This window comes from Nakamurella multipartita DSM 44233 (assembly GCF_000024365.1).
Lineage (GTDB): Bacteria > Actinomycetota > Actinomycetes > Mycobacteriales > Nakamurellaceae > Nakamurella > Nakamurella multipartita.
Window position 1 is genome coordinate 2091308 of the sequence record NC_013235.1, and the last position, 17327, is coordinate 2108634.

The window sequence follows — 17327 nt, forward strand, 5'->3', positions numbered from 1 at the left end:
TGCGCATCGGTGCGGGGGCTCGGCGGCGCGTTTCGCTGTTCACTCATCGCATCCGGGGGGCCGCATGTCGAAAACCGTCACTGCCGCAACAACTCTGCTCGCCGCACTGGTGATTCTGGCGACGGCCGGCTGCGGCAGCAGCGCGCCGCCCGGGGCCGCCGATGCGGGCATCGCATCAACGACCTCCAGCCCAGTGAGCAGCACGACCGCAAGCACCGCGCCCAGCAGCAGCAGCGCGGCCGCCGCGGCCTCCGCCGCCGCGCAGGCTTCGCTCTCGGCCGCCGCCGCCAGCTCCGCCGCCGCGCAGGCCGCGGCCCAGGAGGCCGCCCGCGTGGCCGCCGAGCAGTCGGCCGCCGAGCAGTCGGCCGCGGCGCAGGCAGCGGCTCAGGCCGAGGCGGACCGGGTGGCCGCGGAACAGGCGGCCGCCCAGCAGGCGGCGGACGAGGCGGCGGCCCAGCAGGCCGCGCAACAGGCCGCCGCGCAGGCGGCGGCGGACCAGGCCGCCGCGCAGCAGGCGGCGGCCGCGAGCTCGGGCAGCTGCGACATCAAGGGCAACATCAACGACAAGGGCGAGCGGATCTACCACGTCAAGGGCAAGAGCCCGAGCTACGACGCCACCAAGATCGACGAGTCCAAGGGCGAGCGCTGGTTCTGCAGCGAGGCCGAGGCGCAGGCCGCCGGCTGGCGGGCCCCGAAGAACTCCAACTGACCCGACGTTGCCCGAAGGGGCACCGAAAGCTGCCCTCGCCCGCGTCCCTCCGCCCATCCCGCCGGCCTCCGAAAAGGCGCACGATCAGCACAATCTCGTGTGTCCTACCAAGGAGGCAGCATGCCGACCTACCTCTCACCGGGCGTGTACGTCGAAGAGGTCGATTCCGGGTCGCGTCCGATCGAAGGGGTGGGCACCGCCGTCGCCGCCTTCGTCGGCCTGGCCGAGGAAGGCCCGTTCAACACGCCGACGCTGGTCCCGAACTGGACCGAGTACGTCCGCAACTTCGGCGGATTCGTCGAAGGCTCGTACCTGGCCCAGTCGGTCTACGCCTACTTCCAGAACGGCGGCGGCAACTGCTACGTCGTCCGCATCGGCCAGGACGGCAACGGCAACGGGGCCAGTGGGGGCGGCGGCCGCCGCGCCATCGCCGCCGGCCCGCAGGCGATGCTCGGCACCTACAAGATCGTCGCCCTGGACGCCGGCACCACCGAGGGCGCGATCAGCGTCGACATCCACGCCGCCGAGGGTGAGGGCGCCGAGGGACTGTTCAAGCTCGTGGTCCGTCAAGGTGACCAGGTGCTGGAGGAGTACGACCGGCTCAACACCGGCCGCGGCAAGGCGAACGTGGCCACCGCGGTCAACGCCGCGTCCAAGGTCATCCGCATCGAGGAGACGGCCACCGGGCAGTCGATCGAGGCGCCGGCCCCGGGCAACACCGTCAGCCTGTACTCACCGCCGCCGCCGGCCGCCGTGCCCAGCCCGCGGCTGAACACCGACGACTACGTCGGTGACGTCGCCGAGCGCACCGGCTTCTCCGGTCTGGAGGCCGTCGACGAGGTCACCATGGTCTGCGTCCCCGACCTGATGAGCGCCTACCAGCAAGGGGCGATCGACGCCGAGACGGTCAAGGCCGTGCAGCTGGCGATGATCGCGCACTGCGAGCTGATGGGGAACCGGATCGCCATCCTGGACCCGCCGCCCGGTCTGAACGCCCAGCAGATCAAGGAATGGCGGATGGACAAAGCCGGCTACGACTCCAAGTACGCCGCCCTGTACTGGCCGTGGGTCAAGGCCGCCGATCCCTCGACCGGCAAGAACATTCACATGCCGCCGTCGGGATTCATGGCCGGCATCTGGGGTCGCAACGACGACACCCGTGGTGTGCACAAGGCGCCCGCCAACGAGGTGGTCCGCGGCGCGATCGCGCTCGAGGTGCAGATCACCAAGAACGAGCATGACCTGCTCAACCCGGTGGGCATCAACTGCCTGCGCAGCTTCCCGGGCCGCGGTATCCGCGTCTGGGGCGCCCGCACCCTGTCCTCCGACCCGGCCTGGCGGTACCTGAACGTGCGCCGGCTGTTCAACTACCTGGAGGAGTCGATCCTCAACGGCACCAACTGGGTGGTGTTCGAACCCAACGACGACGCGCTGTGGGCGAAGATCCGGCGCACCATCGCCGCGTTCCTGGTCAACGAATGGCGCAAGGGTGCCCTGTTCGGTCTGACCCCGGACGAGGCGTTCTTCGTCAAGTGCGACCGGGAGACCAACCCCGCCGAGGGTATCGACGCCGGCCAGGTGGTCTGTCAGATCGGCGTCGCCCCGGTCAAGCCGGCCGAGTTCGTGATCTTCCAGCTCTCGCAGTTCTCGGGCGGCACCAGCCTGGTCGCCGAGTAATCAACCCTGACCCAGACGGAACAGAAAGGGAGCTGACATGGCTCTGCCAGATCTCGACAGCTCGGTCGGCCATTCCTTCGGCCTCGAGGTCGACGGCATCACCATCAAGTCCATCACCGAGGTGTCTGGGCTGAAGATGGAGCAGGACGTCATCGAGCTCAAGCAGAACGGGCCCGACGGCAAGTACATGATCAAGAAGCTGCCCGGCCGGTGGAAGTCGGGCGAGGTCACCCTGACCCGCCCGCTCACCTCCGATCAGAGCTTCGAGAAGTGGGTCAAGGACTCGCAGTTCGGCAAGATGAGCGACGTCCGCAAGGGTGGCGCGGTGATCGTCTACGACTACGAGGGCAACGCGGTCAAGCGGTACAAGTTGACCGCGGCCTGGCCCAAGAGCCTGGAGATCGGTTCGCTCAAGGCCGGTGACACCAGCGTGCTCACCGAGAAGCTGGTCGTCACCTACGAGCGGCTCGAGGTCGAGTAATGCGCCGCGGTTTCTCGGGGTCGTCCGCCGCAACCTTGGATCCCGTCCAGGGTTCGGCGAGTCCCGATCCGGCCGGCTCGCCCCCGCCCGCCCGGCCCCCGGAGCAGGGGCTGCGTACCGAGTTCAGCTTCATCCTGCCCCGCGGGTACAAGGACGGCTCGGGCACCGTGCACCGCGACGGGGTGATGCGGCTGGCCACCGCCCGCGACGAGCTGGTGCCGTTGCGGGACGACCGGGTCCGGGAGAACCCGGCCTACCTCACGGTCGTGCTGCTGGGCCGGGTAGTCACCCGGATCGGCACCATCGACGACGTGCACGCCGGCATCATCGAGAACCTGTTCGCCTCGGATCTGGCTTTCCTGCAGGACCTGTACCGGCGGATCAACCAGGAAGGCCATACCCGGGCCGCGGTGAGTTGCCCGGCCTGCGAGCACCAGTTCGCCGTCGACGTCGCGGGTGGGCGCCTGGGGGAATAGTGACGTACGCGCCCGACCGTCTCTACGAGGAGGTCGCGTACATCGCCTACCACTTTCACTGGCCGCTCGACGATCTGCTCGACCTGGAGCATCGCGAGCGGCAACGCTTTGCGCATGAGATCGGGATGATCAACAAACGGATCGATCGAGGGAGGTGACCGGTGGCGCTCTGGTGGCGACGGGATCACACCCCGTCCGGGACGGAATCCGCTCCGCCGCCGGCGATGTCACCGGCCCCCGCGGCTGTGCAGCGGGCGGCCTGGCAGGATCTGCCGCCGCTGCGGCCGACCCTCACCCCGACCGCGCCGATCGCCCCGCTGGACCGCTTCACCTCGTCGTTGGCCACGGCGCACGACCCCAGCTTCCTGGCCCCGCTCGGACACGTCGTCGATCCCGACGGGCCGAGCGGGCACGTCGACGGGTTGGCCAGTCCGGCCGCGCCGCACACCGTCTCGGACGGCCCGGACCTGACCGTGGCGCCGCGCAAGAAGGCCTCGGTCGCCGCCATGGTGCAACGGATCATCGAACCGCGGATGCGATTCGGCGACGCCGCGCCGGGAGGCAGATCAGCACCCGGACGGCCGGCCACGACGGGAATCCGGCCGGAGCCGGCCACCCCGACGGTGGCGCGGAGCCTGGCCGACCCGGCCGCGGACCCGGCGCCCGCGGCCGGTCCGCCAGCGGTCGAGGTGGCCGACTCGATCAGTTCGGCCGGCTCAGGCAGCTCGGCCGGCCCGGCCCTGACCTGGTCCCTGCCGGTGGTCTCGCCGTCGGCACCGGCGGTGCGGTCCGAGCCGCTGCTGTCGGCTCCGCCGCTGGAGCCGGTCAACCGGCTACCGGTGGTGTCCATGCCACCGGCGAATGACCGCCCGGTGCTCCCGCCATCGACCGGACACCCGGCGCCGGCGGTGCAGCGCAGCGAGACCACGGGTGCGCCGACCCTGCCGGTTCCCGGTCGGGCCACGGACGTCGCCACGGCGGCGCTGACCGGCGACTCACCGCTGACCGTCCGCGAGCCCCCCTCATCGACCGCGCCCAGTGCACCGTCGACGCGGCCGCCGGACGTCACGGCTGCGCTCGACGCCCCGTTCGACGCCTCTTTCGACACCCCGCTCGACGCCCCGATCGATTCTGCTTCGGAGCCGGTGTCGCCGATTCCGGGTGCGCCGGTCTCGCCGGCCGCCCGGGCCGACGATCGGGTCGACTCCCGAGTCGTTTCACGAGTCGACTCCCGAGTCGACTCCGTGGCCCCCGGCAGCTCGTCGGGGCAGACCACTGTCCCGACGCTGGGATCCACGGCGGCATCGCCGGCCGCGGGTTCGGCGACGCCGCTGCAGCGGCAGGTCGACAGCGCGGCCCCGCCGCGGGCGACCGGGCTCGGCACGCCGCTGACCTCGGTGCCGGTGCGGCCGCAGGAGACCGTCGTACGGGAGCCGCAACCCACCGACTTCGCCACGATCATGCGGATGATCGACTCGGCCGCAGCCGCCGGGTCGACCGAGATCAGCCTGCCGGCTCCCACGCCGACCGCGGCGGAACGTCCGGTGATGACCCCGACCGCCGGTCGACCGCTCAGCACGCCCCGGCGGACGGGACTGGGGGCGCCGCTGAACTCATCGGTGCCGCCCACGGTGGCCCGTTCGATCGCCGACACCCCGTCGGCGCCGCTGCCGCTGTCCGGCGCTGGGCCGGCAGCCCAGAGTCGGCCCGAGGCGAGCCCGCTAGCACCGGCCTCGGCGCCGGACGCCGTCGCCTCCGACGCGGGGAACGCGATCGAGTCCGTACCGACACCGACACCGACACAGACACCGACACCGACGCCGATGCCTGGGCCGGAGTCCGTCGCCGGCCCGATGGTCGAGCGCAGCGAGCACGAGATCGCCCCGACGCTGGGCGCCGATTCGCTGGACGTGGACGGATCGGGCGGCGGCGGACCGGAGCCGGCCGCTCACCATCATGGCGATTCCGATCGGGATGCCGGCGGGCCGGTCGCCCCGCATCCGGCCAGCGGCCCGGCCCCGAGTGCCGCGCCGGGCGGGCCGTCGGTGCAGCGACTGGCCGACGACGGGTCGGCCCCGGCCGGGCTGGCCGGTCTGCCGCTGCTGGCCGCACCGCGGTCGGCGCCGGCCGCCCCGAGGACGGTGCCGACCATGATGGCCCCGTTGCTCGGCGACACCTCCCCGTACCGGCCGAGCCCGGTCCAGCCGGTTCCGGCCGGGGCGGGTGCCACGGTCCAGCGGTTCGGGCTGCCCGGGGCGTCCTCGCTGCTGGACAGCGCGACGAAGAGCGTCGGCGGACTGTCCGACGCGGCTCGCGGTGCGGCCGGAGGTGCGCTGGGCAGCGTCCGCGGGCTGGCCGGGAACGCCGCGGACACGGCGCGGGGGTACGCCGGCAACGCGGTGAGCGGCGCGCAGCAGGCGGCCGGGGGGTACCTGGACGCCGCGCGGGGCTATGCCGGCAACGCCGTGGACACCGCCCGGGGCTACGCCGGGGAGGCGGTCGGCGGCGCGCAGCAGGCGGCCGGGGGGTACCTGGACGCCGCGCGGGGCTACGCCGGCACTGCCATGGACACCGCCCGGGGCTCCGCCACAGACGCGGCCGGCGGCGCGATGGACACGGCCCACGGCTACGCCGACGCGGCCCAGCAGGCGGCCGGCGGGTACTTGAGCTCGGCCCAGCACAGCGCGGCCGGCTACCTGAGCTCCGCCCAGGGCGCGGCCCGCGGTTTGGCCGACCAGGCCGCGGGGGCCGCCGGGTCGGCCAGCAGCGCGGCCGGCCAAGCGCTCGACAGTGCCGTGGGTGGGGCCGCCGGTGGGGCCGGTGCGGTGGCGTCCGGAGTGTCCGAGGCGGCGAACCAGCTCGCCGGCGGCGTCGCGGGGGCGGCCGACTCCGCGACCGGGGCCCTGGGTCACGCCGCGTCCGGCGCCACTGATGCTGTCAGCGGGGCCGCCGGTCAGGCGAGGAGCGCCGTGTCCGGGGCGGCCGGCGCCGCGGCCGGTGCCGCGGGGGCCGCCGCCGGCGCGGCCGCCGACGCCCTGCCGACCAACCTGGACGAGCTGGCCCGCCGGCTGTTCGACCCGCTGTCCGCCCGGCTCAAGTCCGAACTGTGGATGGACCGGGAACGGGCCGGCATGGTCACCGACCTGCGCCGCTGACCCAGAACCCGACACCACCGACCCCCACCAGCGAGAACCAGGAGGCGATCCGCATGGCCGAGATGAAGGATCCCGCCGTCAGCGTGTGTTTCAAGGTCAAGATCGACGAGTTCCCGCTGGGCATGTTCAACAGCTGCGAGGGACTGGGTTGCGAGATCGTCCTGGAACAGCGGGAGGAGGGCGGCAACAACGCGATGATCTGGCAGCTGCCCACCCGGATGAAGTTCACCAACGTCAAGCTGTCCCGGCCGATCGGCGAGGACAGCAAGCACCTGACGAGCTGGTTCGCCAGCATGATGAGCGGGGTCAAGCCGACCACCATGGTGATCTCGGCGATGACCGCCGACGAGACCGTGGTGGCCGAATGGTCCTTGCACGGCGTCATTCCCGTCCGTTGGACCGGCCCGAGCCTGAACCTGGACACGGCCAAGGTGGCCACCGAGACGCTCGAGGTCGCTCACCACGGCATCCTGCCGGGCGGTGCCTGATGACCGGGTCCTCGCTCAGCGGCGCCGGCGGCAAGCCGACCGCGCCCTCGCCGACCGGCGACTCCGCGCCGCAGAAGGTGGAGAAGGCCAAGCTGACGATGTACGAGTCGTCGCCGGCCACCGGCGGGCGCAAACTCGACGCCGAGATCGGCACCATCGAGTTCCAGTTCAACCCCAAGGAACTGACCATCGCCAAGAAGGCGAAGTGGGAGAGCAAGTCCACCAACGGGGCCAAGGCGGCGCCGCCGCCCGAGTTCAAGGGCCCCGAACCCGGCCAGTTGAGCCTGGAGATGTTCTTCGACGCCACCGCCAAGCACGACGGATCGGTGGTCGAGGCGGTGGACAAGCTGTTCTCCTGCTGCACCCCGACCGACAAGACGCACGCCAACAACAAGCCGATGCCGCCGCTGGTCGTCTTCCAGTGGGGGGCGATCAAGAGCTTCCCGGCCTACGTGACCCAGGTCAGCGCCAAGTACACGCTGTTCACACCGGAGGGCACCCCGATCCGGGCGCTGTGCACGGTGACGCTGCAGGAGATGCCCCAGCAGAAGGGCAAGCAGAACCCGACGTCGGGATCCATTGCCGCCCGGAGCATCCACCGCGTCGTCACCGGCGACACGCTGGCCTCCATCGCCTACCGCGAGTACGGCGATCCCACCCTGTGGCGGCCGCTGGCCCACTTCAACCGGGTCGACGACCCGGCCCGGCTGCCGCTGGGCAGTGTGCTGATGCTGCCCAGTGCCTCGGAACTGCTGGACCCGGTGACCTGATGGCGCCCACCTCGTCCAGCTTCCTGGTCGACATCGACGGCTCGCCGCTGGCCGCCGACGCCAAGGCACTGCTGGTCTCGGCGATCGTCGACGACAGCCTGCGGCTGCCCGACTTCTTCCTGCTCCGCTTCCGTGATCCGGACCGGTTGGTGATCACCAAGTCCGGCGCCAAGATCGGGTCCAAGGTCAAGGTCAGCGTGGCCACCGACGCCGCGCCCAGCCCGTTGCCGCTGATCGAGGGGGAGATCACCGCGCTGGAGGCCGAGTACGACGCCACCGGCACCTACACCGTCATCCGCGGCTACGACCAGGCCAACCGGCTCTTCCGGGGCCGGCGCACCGAGTCCTACACCCAGAGCACCGCCTCGGACGTGGCCACCAAGGTGGCCCAGCGGGCGGGGCTGTCCATCGGCGAGGTCGAGTCGACCAGCACCGTCTACGAGCACCTGTCCCAGGGCGGGGTCACCGACTGGGAGTTCCTGGACGGCCTGGCCCGCGAGATCGGCTACGAGATCGCCGTCAAGGACGGCAAGTTCGACTTCCGCAAGCCGAAGAAGGCCGACACCGCCCCGGCCGGCGGCGGGGGACCGGAGCAGCAGAACCCGTTGGTGCTGCGGCTGGGTACCGACCTGCTGCGGTTCCGGTCACTGATCACCGCGGCCGAGCAGGTCAAGGAGGTGCAGGCCCGCGGCTGGGACCTGGCCCAGAAGAAGGCGTTCGTGGCCACCGCGCCGGCCGCGACCACCTCGGCCGTGCTGCCCGCCTACAACCCGGTCGACATCGCCAAGAAGTTCGGCGATCCGGTCTACGTGGCCACCGATGTCGCCTACCGCAGCCAGGCCGAGGTGGACAGCGCGGCCGCGGCCATCGCCGAGCAGATCGCCGGTGCCTTCGCCGAGTTCGAGGGTGTCGCCCGGGGCAATCCGAAACTGCACGCCGGGGCGGCGATCTCGGTGGACAACGTGGGGGCCCCGTTCGACGGGAAGTACACCATCACCTCCTCCCATCATCGCTACGACCCGAACACCGGCTACACCACGATGTTCTCGGTCACCGGCCGCTCGGAACGCAGCCTCTACGGGCTGGCCAACGGCGGTGGTGGCGGCAAGCTCGGGCAGGGGCCGGTCGTCGCGCAGGTCAGCGACGCCAAGGACCCGCTGGAACAGGGCCGGGTCAAGCTGACCTTCCCCTGGTTGTCGGACACCTATGTCAGCGACTGGGCCCGCACCGTGCAGCCGGGGGCCGGCAAGGACCGGGGGGCGCTGGTGCTGCCCGAGGTCGGCGACGAGGTGCTGGTGCTCTTCGAGCAGGGCGACATCCGCCGGCCCTACGTGCTCGGTGGCCTGTTCAACGGAGTGGACACCGCACCCAAGGGCAAACCCGACCTGATCGACGGCAGCTCCGGAGCGATCAACCGGCGCTCGTTCGTCTCCCGCCGCGGTCACCGCATCGACCTGATCGACGAGGACGGCCGGACCGAGGGCATCACGCTGTCCACCACCGGCGACAAGCTGCAGCTCAAGCTGGACTCGGTCGAGACCAAGATCACCGTGCACAGCGACGGCAAGATCCTGATCGAGGGCAAGGGCGGCGTGCTGATCGACTCGGCCAGCAGCAAGCTCGAACTCAAGGGCGGCGAGGTCTCGATCACCTCCACCAGCGGGGTCAAGATCGACGGCGGCAGCGGTGGGGTGGACGTGCAGACCAACGGCCAACTCTCGCTCAAGGGCAGCACCGCCAAGCTGGAGGGTCAGGCCAGCGCCGAGGTCAAGGCCAGCGGCGTGCTGACCGTCCAGGGTTCCCTGGTCAAGATCAACTGAGTCAAGATCAACTGATGGGACGTGACGCAGATGCCACCAGCTGCCAGGGTCGGTGACCCGACCGGGCACCCCGGCGTCATCGGGCCGCCCGGGGTGCCGACGGTGCTGATCGCCGGCATGCCCGCGGCCACCGTGGGCACCCCGCACATCTGCTCGTTCCCGCCGCCGGCGGTGCACCCGCCGACCGCCATCGTGCCGCCGGGCTGCCCGACGGTCCTGATCGGCGGGCTGCCCGCGGCCCGGATGGGCGACCTGTCCGCCTGCGGGGCACCGATCGTCGTCGGCGCCCCGACCGTCCTGATCGGAGGATGAGCAGTGGGCATCGATTCCCGAGTTGACTTCGTGGGCGCCGGCTGGGCGTTCCCGCTGACCACCGACGCCACCGGCGGGGTCGCCCTGGTCGTCCGCGAGCAGGAGATCGAGGAGGCCATCCGGCTGATCCTGGCGACCGCGCCGGGGGAGCGGCCGATGCGTCCCGAGTTCGGCTGCCGGGTGCACGACCACTTGTTCGCCCCGATCAACGCCTCCACCGCCGGGGCCATCGCCTCCGACGTGCGCTACGCGCTGGAGATGTGGGAGCCGCGGATCACCGTGCACGACGTGCTGATCAGCTTCGACCAGGCCGACCTGGGCACGCTGTACATCGACATCCACTACTCGATCCGCGGCATCAACGATCCGCGGAACCTGGTCTTCCCGTTCTACGTGATCCCGGACGAGCCCGACTCGGCGGCGGTCACGGGTCCGTCGTTCGCCCCGGCCTCCCTGCCGGCCATTCCCGCGGCCCTGGCGGCCGCCGAGCGGAGGGCCTGAACCATGGTGCTGCCCGCGCCCAACCTGGACGACCGGCACTTCCAGGACCTCGTAGACGACGCCAAACGCCTGGTCCAGCAACGGTGCCCGGAATGGACCGACCACAACGTCTCCGATCCCGGGGTCACCCTGATCGAGGCGTTCGCGCAGATGGTCGACCAGTTGATCTACCGGCTCAACCGGGTGCCCGACCGCCACTACATCAAATTCCTGGAGCTGATCGGCGTCGAGTTGCGGCCGCCGGCCGCGGCCCGGGGCAAGGTCACCTTCTGGCTGTCCGCGCCGCAGCCGCAGACCGTCGTCGTGCGGCGGGAGACCGAGGTGGCCACCCCCCGCACCGATGTCGCCGACCCCGTCGTCTTCTCCACGATCAAGGACCTGGACATCGTGCCCTGCTCGTTCGAGCGGGCCGGGGCGATGGCGGCCGGCGGGGAGGCGGTCGATCACAGTGTGGCCCTGCGTTCGGGCGGCGAGTTCGAGTGCTTCCAGAGCTCGCCGCAACCCGGCGACTGCCTGCTGATCGGCCTGTCCAATGCGGTGCCGTCCTGCGCGATCGTGCTCCGGATGGACTGCCGGGTCCGCGGTGTCGGCGTCCGGCCGGACTGGCCGCCGCTGATCTGGGAGGCCTGGACCGGCTCGGGCTGGGCGCCGTGCGACGTCGACCGGGACGACACCGGCGGCATGAACAAGGCCGGCGACGTCGTGCTGCACGTCCCCGAGACCCACGAGACCTCCATCCTGGCCCGCAACCGGGCCGGCTGGATTCGCTGCCGGCTGCTGGAACCCGAGGAAGGTCAGCCGACCTACACCGCGTCCCCGCGGATCCTGTCGGTGTCCGCGTTCACCATCGGCGGGACCGCCCGGATGGTGCACGCGCAGGTCGTGCGCAACGAGGACCTGGGCGTGTCCGACGGCACCCCGGGGCAGCGGTTCGCCCTGCAGCGGCGCCCGGTGGTGCCCTGGGAGGAGCCGGGGGTGCTGCAGGTCATCGACGACGACGGCGTCGCCGAATGGGCGCCGGCCGAGCACTTCGCCGAGGCCGACCCGGACGAGAAGTGCTTCCACATCGACGCGTTCGCCGGCGAGGTGCAGTTCGGGCCGGCGGTCCGGCAGGGTGACGGCACGCTGCGCCAGTACGGTGCGGTGCCGCCCAAGGGGGCGCACCTGCGGTTGTCGGTCTACCGCACCGGTGGCGGGGTGCGCGGCAACATCGCCACCGGCCAGGTGCGGGTGCTCAAGACCAGCGTGCCCTACGTCGCCCGGGTGGAGAACCGGACGCCGGCCGTCGGCGGCGCCCGGGCCGAGGACATCGAGGACGCCAAGCTCCGGGGGCCGCTGGTGCTGCGTTCCCGGGGGCGAGCGGTCACCGCCGAGGACTACGTCGAGCTGACCAAGCAGGTCGCGCCGGAGATCGCCCGGGTGCACTGCCTGGGCGTGGACGGCGGCGGCGTCCGGGTGCTCGTGGTCCCGTTCGTGGCCACCGACGAGGTCGGCCGGATCCGCCGCGACGACCTGGCCCCGCTGCCCGAATCGCTGTCCCGGATCGCCGGGTACCTGGACGAGCGCCGGCTGGTCGGCACCCGGCTGGTCATCGAGCCGCCGGAGTACCAGGGGGTCACCGCGGTGATCAGCGTGCGGGCCCGCGCCCGGTACCGGCCCGAGGAGGTCCGCAAGGAGGTGCTCACCGCGATCTACCGGCTGTTCGACCCGCTGCACGGCGGTCCGGAAGGCACCGGCTGGCCGCTCGGCCGGGCCGTCCAGGCGCACGAGGTGAACGCGACCCTGGCCCGCATCCCCGGGGTGGACATGGCCGAGGAGGTCAACGTCCAGCTCTTCCCGGCCGACGCCGCGACCGGCCGGCGCGGGTCGTCGGCGCAGCGGATCCCGTTGGCGCCCACCGCCTTGGTGTTCTCCTACGAGCATCAGGTCCGGGTCCGGGGCACCTGATGACCCGAGGATTGGTGCCCGGGCTGGCCAGCCCGTACCCGATCGGCGCGACGCTGCCGGCGGTGTTCCTGGGCGACTCGTTCACCCAGCGCTGGTGCGCGGCGCTGGACGAGGTGCTCGCGCCGATCATCACCACCCTGGACTCACTGCCCGCCTACCTCGACCCGGCCACCGCGCCCGAGGACATGCTGCCGTGGCTGGCCGGGTGGATGGGCATCGCCCTGGACGGGCACCAGAGCGCCGAACGGCAACGGGAACTGGTCCAGATCGGGGTCGAGCTGCTGCAGTGGCGGGGCACCGCCCGGGGGATCCGGGCCGCCGTCCGTGCCCTGTTTGACCTGGACCCGGAGCTGATCGAGTCGGGCGGCACGGGTCAGTCCACCGAACCCGGCAGCGCGCTACCCGGCACCGATCAGCCGGAGTTGATGGTCCGGCTGCGGGTGCCGAACCCCGAGGAATTCGACGTGCGCCGGCTGGACGCGCTGGTGGACATGGCCAAGCCGGCGCACATCCCGCACCGGGTCGAGATCACGGGGTGAGCGAGTCGCCGGCCGACCCTCAGGGCCGCACGGAATCCAGCTCCAGTTCGGCCTGGGCGGCGGCGTGCTCGCGCCGGGTGCGGGCGGCGGCGCTGTCGTCGCCGGCGTCGCGGTGCAGGTCGGCCAGCAGCTCCCAGGCCAGGTCCTGATAGCGGTCGAGTTGCACGGACTGCCGGGCGGCGGCCACCGCCTGCCGCAGCTGCCCCAGCGTCCGGTAGTCCTGGGCCAGGGTGCCGGCCGTGGTCGCGGCCAGCAGCCGGAGCCGGTCGCGTTCGCCGACCACGTGCTCGGCCGGACCGTCCTCGGGCAGCAGGTCGCCCCGGTACCAGGACAGGGCCGAGCCGCGCAGCGCCGCGGCGGCGGTGACATCACCACGGGCGGCGGCGGTCTCGGCGTCCCGCACGCCCCGCTCGAAGGCGTCCGTGTCCACGACCGACCCCGGGGGCAGGGCCAGCCGGTAGGCGTCACCGTGGCGCAGCACCACCTCGCCGCCGGGCAGGCCACGCTGTTCCAGCAGCTGTCGCACGCTGGACACGGCCACCTGCAACCGCCGGGTGCCGACGGTCAGATCCGTGCCCGGCCACAGCGCGTCGACCAGATGCTCGCGGTGGACGTCCCGGTTCGGCGTCATCGCCAGCAGCCGCAGCAGCGCGCGGGCCCGCGGCCGAAGCGGAGCCAGATCGACGCTCTGACCGTCGATGTCGACGCTGAACCCGCCCAGGCAGCGGATCGTGACGGTCCGGCTCGCGGCGAGCGGCGCCGGCTGGTCCGCGGGAATGGAGGAGGTCGCGGCGGCCGGCTCACCCACGGGCGGGGTGGGCGCGGCCGGCCCGGTGAACAGGGCGATCATCCGGTCCAGTTCGCTGCCGGTCGCTTCCGGCGCGGTGCCGACCGGCGCCCCGGCCATCGCCGCGGCGATCTGGGCCAGGGCCTGGGCCCCGGTGACCTGCGCGGCGCGCGCCTCGGTGGCCACCCGGCCGGCCAACTCGGCCGCGCCCGGGCGGCGCCGGCCGGCCAGGGCGCAGGCCTGCAACGCCTGCGCCCACAGGGCCGGGACCGGGGCATCCAGCCGGCGGAAGCGCGCGGCCGCGTCGGCAAATCCATGCGCCTCGGCCACTGGGTCGGCCAGCAGGCCGGTGACGGCGGCGGCCAAGGTCAGCAGGGCGGCGCCCCAGGCGTCGCCGGCCTCGTCACACTCGTCGATCTGATCGACGCAGGCGGCCAGCCGCCACGCGGCCGGGTCGGTGGCCGCCAGCACGCACTCGCCGAGCCCGCGGGCGAGCCGGGCGATCCACGGCAACCCGGCCACCTCGGCGTCGAGCGCGATCTGGCCCAACCGGCTCGCCGGATCCCCGGGGCGGTCGCGGATCAGGTCGATGACGGCAATGGTCAGGTCGGCCAGCAACCGGTGGGTCGACTCGGCCGCCCGGTCGGCCACGACGGCGTCCAGCGTGCGGCGGGCGTCGCGGAAGTCGCCGGCCAGCAGGCTGATGATGCCGCGGGCCAGTTCGTGCGGCGCCGGGGTCGATCCGGTCAGCGCCGGGGCAGCGACCCGGGCCGGGCCCAGCCGCCGGGTGGCCAGGCGGATCGGGATGGACCAGTGCCGGGCCGACCCGCGCCCGTCCACGGCCCAGCTCATGCCGGTGGTGTCGGTCGAGGCCCACATGGCCGCGACCGATCGTTCCCGCTGGCAGTCGTCGCGGAAATCCGGTTCGTCGAGCAGGCTCTCGGCCCGGCGGAAACGGTCGACCGCGGCGGTCAGGGCGCCCTCGCGGACCCGGCGGCGGGCCTGGGCCAGGGACAACCACGGATCGTGCTCGACCACCGCCGGCGGCAGCAGCAGGTCGGTGCCGGCGGCCCCGGCATCCGGGCCGGTGCCGCGGGTCTGCAACAGCCGGCCGACCGCACCCCAGTCCTCGGCCCGCGCGTAGGCCCGCACCGCCGCCCGCTGGTCGCCGACCGACTCCAACAACGCGGCGCTGCGCGAGTACCACTCGCGCGCGCCGGCCGCCCCGTACTCCTGGACCAGGGCCCACTCCAGATGCGTGCGCAGCACCTCGTGGTACCGGAAGGTGTGGCCGTCGTCGTCGGAGGAGGTGAACAGTTGCCGGTGTTCCAGCTCGTCCAGGATGGTGGAACTGCCGGTCACCCCGAGCAGCGCGTCGCACAGCGGTCCGGTCAGCGTGCCCAACGTGCACGTGCGCAGCAGGAAGTGCCGCCGTTCCTCGGGCAGCTCGGCCAACACGTTGCGGGCCAGGTACGAGCGCACCAGCTTGGACCGGCCACCCAGGTCGTCGACGGCCCGCCCGCGGTCGACCGCGCTGCGTCCGGAGGTGGCCAGGTGGAACAGTTGCAGGCCGGCCGCCCAGCCGCCGGTGCGCCGGGTCAGCGCGGCCGCCGACTCCGGCGAGAGCGGTTCCCGAAACACCGACAGGAACAGCTCCTCGACCTCCCAGGAGCGGAAACGCAAGTCGTCGCTGGTGATCTCGCGTAACTGGCCGGACACCCGCAGCCGCGGGATGTTCAGTTCCGGGGGCCGGCGGCAACCGACCAGCACCCGCAGGTGCGGCGGCCGCAGCTGCACGAACTGGTCCAGGGCCCGTTCGGCGACCGAGCCGGCGATCTCATGGACGTCGTCGAACACCACCAGGGTGGGCGCGGTCGGCGACCGATCGAGCAACTCGAGCATGTCGGTCACCGACGACTCGTCGGCGGCGGTGTCCAGGTGCAGCGCCCGAGCCAGGTGGGCCACGAAGGCCGACTCGGTGGCGTCGTCGGCGGTCACCCGGTACCAGCCAACCGCACTGCCCGCGCTCTCGGCGGCCGCGGCCACCCGGGCCAACAGGGTTGTCTTGCCCGATCCGGGCGGCGCCACCACCAGGTCCAACCGGCTGGTCGAGGGCGCGAGCAACTGCTCCTCGAGCCGGCGCCGGGCCAACCCCACCGGTTCGGGGCGGCGCAGCTTCTCGGTCAGCACCACGGGTCTGGTCACGCCACCACCTGGGTCAGGGCGCATGGAACGTCTCTTGCACACCGAAGAGCCCGGGACGAACCCTGAGATACACCGAGAGCTGAAGTTACTCCGTCCAGGGGCCCATCGCGAGACCCCATTGCCGGATTTCACAGCCGGTGACGAGGCCGTGGTGACGGAACGGATCCGTTTCCAGCAGGCTCGCCACCGCTTCGGCCGAGTCGGCCCGGAAGACCAGCAACGCGCCGGCCGGCCCCTGCGGGTAGGCCCCGGCCGCCAGGACCACGCCCTGGTCGAACAGCTCGCGCAGGAAGGCGCGGTGGGCGGGCCGGTGCGCGGTCACCTCGTCCGGGCGGTCGGCGTAGCTGTAGTGCACGGCGAAGACGGGCATGCGGTCCCCTCGGTCGACAGGCTGGGCCCGGGCGAAATGCTCAGGCCAGCAGATCCTGCCAGAGCGGGTCCGCGGCGATATGGGCCTGCAGCCGCTCGACCGCGCCCGGCTCGGACAGCACCGTGTGGTAGCCGGGTTTGACCGCCGGGGCGGCGGCGATGGCGGCCAGGAAGGTGGCCCGGTCCAGCGGATCGGCCCGGATGGCACTGAGGAAGGTGGTCTGCTCCAGCACGCGCAGCACGGTGTCGCGCTGCGGGTTGTCCTGCAGCCAGGTGGTGGCGATCGTGGCCACCCCAACCTGCTCGCCGTGCATCCGCGGCCGGGCGGCCAGCCGGTCGTAGGCGTGCGAGATCAGGTGCTCGCTGCCCGAGGCGGGCCGGGACGAGCCGGCGACCTCCATCGACACCCCGCTCATCACCAGCGCCCCGCAGACCAGCTGCAGGAACCCCAGGTCCTCGATCGACTTGTCCGGGTGGTTGACCAGGTTCTCCACGCTCTGCAGCGCGATCATCGCGGAGAAGTCGTTGATGGCCTCGCCGGTCGCGTGGTACGAGAGCTTCCAGTCGGCGATGGCGCTGTACTTGGAGATCAGGTCGCCGATGCCGGACAGGGTGAACCGGGGCGGGCAGGCGGCGATCACCGTCGTGTCGATGACGACGCCGAACGGGATGGCCGCCTTGGCGCTGATCCGTTGCCCTTCCACCCGCAGGCTGGCGCCGGGGGAGGCGAACCCGTCATTGGAGATGGCGGTGGGCACCGCGACCACCGGGAGCTGGTTGAGGAAGCCGATGTACTTGCCCGCATCGACCGCGACGCCGCCGCCGACGGCCACCACGGCCTGGGTACCGCGGGGCAGGTGGAACGCCACCCCCATGATGTCGGTGACGTCGTTGCTGTGCACGACCTCCTGCCGGACCACGGTGATCTCGGAGGAATCCCGGGAGATGCGGATGCTGCGGCCGACCAGCTCCTCGATGCCCTCGCCGTAGCACAGCGCGATGCGGTCGAAGCCGTGCTTGCGCAGGTACTTGCCCAGCTTGAACAGGGTGTCGGGTTTGATCCGCAGCAGCGAAGGGATCCGGATGTCCAT

The 17327-nt window shown here is 72.2% G+C and carries 16 protein-coding genes; 13 read left to right on the plus strand and 3 right to left on the minus strand.

The window, feature by feature from the left end:
• Nucleotides 1-193 precede the first annotated feature (193 nt).
• The 13 genes from NAMU_RS30225 to NAMU_RS09540 all read left to right on the plus strand — a co-directional run bounded on the left by NAMU_RS30225 (nt 194) and on the right by NAMU_RS09540 (nt 12875).
• Nucleotides 194-709, plus strand: a complete 516-nt coding sequence (locus NAMU_RS30225; RefSeq protein WP_052307875.1) for a sunset domain-containing protein — start codon at nt 194-196, stop codon at nt 707-709.
• A 120-nt stretch (nt 710-829) separates the two neighbouring features.
• Entirely contained in the window at nt 830-2386 is a 1557-nt protein-coding gene (locus tag NAMU_RS09490; RefSeq protein WP_015747189.1) for a phage tail sheath family protein, read from the plus strand.
• 37 nt (nt 2387-2423) lie between these two features.
• On the plus strand, nt 2424-2867 hold the full coding sequence (locus NAMU_RS09495; RefSeq protein WP_015747190.1) for a phage tail protein: 444 nt from the start codon (nt 2424-2426) through the stop codon (nt 2865-2867).
• Nucleotides 2867-3343 carry a hypothetical protein gene (locus tag NAMU_RS09500; protein ID WP_015747191.1) on the plus strand — a complete coding sequence of 159 codons (477 nt, stop codon included), beginning with the start codon at nt 2867-2869 and terminating at the stop codon, nt 3341-3343. The genes NAMU_RS09495 and NAMU_RS09500 overlap by 1 nt, the downstream gene beginning before the upstream one ends.
• Nucleotides 3343-3501: a DUF6760 family protein gene (locus NAMU_RS29835; protein WP_015747192.1), complete on the plus strand. Its 159-nt coding sequence runs from the start codon at nt 3343-3345 to the stop codon at nt 3499-3501. Before NAMU_RS09500 ends, NAMU_RS29835 begins: the two co-directional genes overlap by 1 nt.
• A 66-nt stretch (nt 3502-3567) precedes the next feature.
• A complete protein-coding gene (locus NAMU_RS09505) occupies nt 3568-6498 on the plus strand; it encodes a hypothetical protein (protein ID WP_138180053.1) in 2931 nt (976 codons plus the stop codon).
• Between the two features lie 53 nt (nt 6499-6551).
• Entirely contained in the window at nt 6552-6986 is a 435-nt protein-coding gene (locus NAMU_RS09510) for a phage tail protein (protein WP_015747194.1), read from the plus strand.
• Nucleotides 6986-7756 carry a CIS tube protein gene (locus NAMU_RS09515; RefSeq protein WP_015747195.1) on the plus strand — a complete coding sequence of 257 codons (771 nt, stop codon included), beginning with the start codon at nt 6986-6988 and terminating at the stop codon, nt 7754-7756. Before NAMU_RS09510 ends, NAMU_RS09515 begins: the two co-directional genes overlap by 1 nt.
• The gene (locus tag NAMU_RS09520; RefSeq protein ID WP_015747196.1) at nt 7756-9576 is read left to right on the plus strand and encodes a VgrG-related protein; all 1821 of its coding nucleotides are present in this window, start codon (nt 7756-7758) and stop codon (nt 9574-9576) included. Before NAMU_RS09515 ends, NAMU_RS09520 begins: the two co-directional genes overlap by 1 nt.
• Before the next feature lie 30 nt (nt 9577-9606).
• The gene (locus NAMU_RS09525) at nt 9607-9888 is read left to right on the plus strand and encodes a PAAR domain-containing protein (protein ID WP_015747197.1); all 282 of its coding nucleotides are present in this window, start codon (nt 9607-9609) and stop codon (nt 9886-9888) included.
• Between the two features lie 3 nt (nt 9889-9891).
• The gene (locus tag NAMU_RS09530; protein ID WP_015747198.1) at nt 9892-10389 is read left to right on the plus strand and encodes a GPW/gp25 family protein; all 498 of its coding nucleotides are present in this window, start codon (nt 9892-9894) and stop codon (nt 10387-10389) included.
• Between the two features lie 3 nt (nt 10390-10392).
• Nucleotides 10393-12336, plus strand: coding sequence for a putative baseplate assembly protein (locus NAMU_RS09535; protein ID WP_015747199.1), 1944 nt, complete (start codon nt 10393-10395; stop codon nt 12334-12336).
• Nucleotides 12336-12875 (plus strand): phage tail protein, encoded by a 540-nt coding sequence (locus tag NAMU_RS09540; RefSeq protein ID WP_015747200.1) that lies wholly within the window; start codon nt 12336-12338, stop codon nt 12873-12875. Before NAMU_RS09535 ends, NAMU_RS09540 begins: the two co-directional genes overlap by 1 nt.
• Nucleotides 12876-12894: 19 nt before the next feature.
• Here the strand turns inward: NAMU_RS09540 and NAMU_RS09545 are convergent, their stop codons facing one another.
• The 3 genes from NAMU_RS09545 to NAMU_RS09555 all read right to left on the minus strand — a co-directional run bounded on the left by NAMU_RS09545 (nt 12895) and on the right by NAMU_RS09555 (nt 17327).
• The gene (locus NAMU_RS09545) at nt 12895-15867 is read right to left on the minus strand and encodes an AAA family ATPase (RefSeq protein WP_015747201.1); all 2973 of its coding nucleotides are present in this window, start codon (nt 15865-15867) and stop codon (nt 12895-12897) included.
• Between the two features lie 85 nt (nt 15868-15952).
• The gene (locus NAMU_RS09550; RefSeq protein WP_015747202.1) at nt 15953-16237 is read right to left on the minus strand and encodes a YciI family protein; all 285 of its coding nucleotides are present in this window, start codon (nt 16235-16237) and stop codon (nt 15953-15955) included.
• A 40-nt stretch (nt 16238-16277) separates the two neighbouring features.
• Nucleotides 16278-17327 (minus strand): iron-containing alcohol dehydrogenase family protein, encoded by a 1050-nt coding sequence (locus tag NAMU_RS09555; protein WP_015747203.1) that lies wholly within the window; start codon nt 17325-17327, stop codon nt 16278-16280.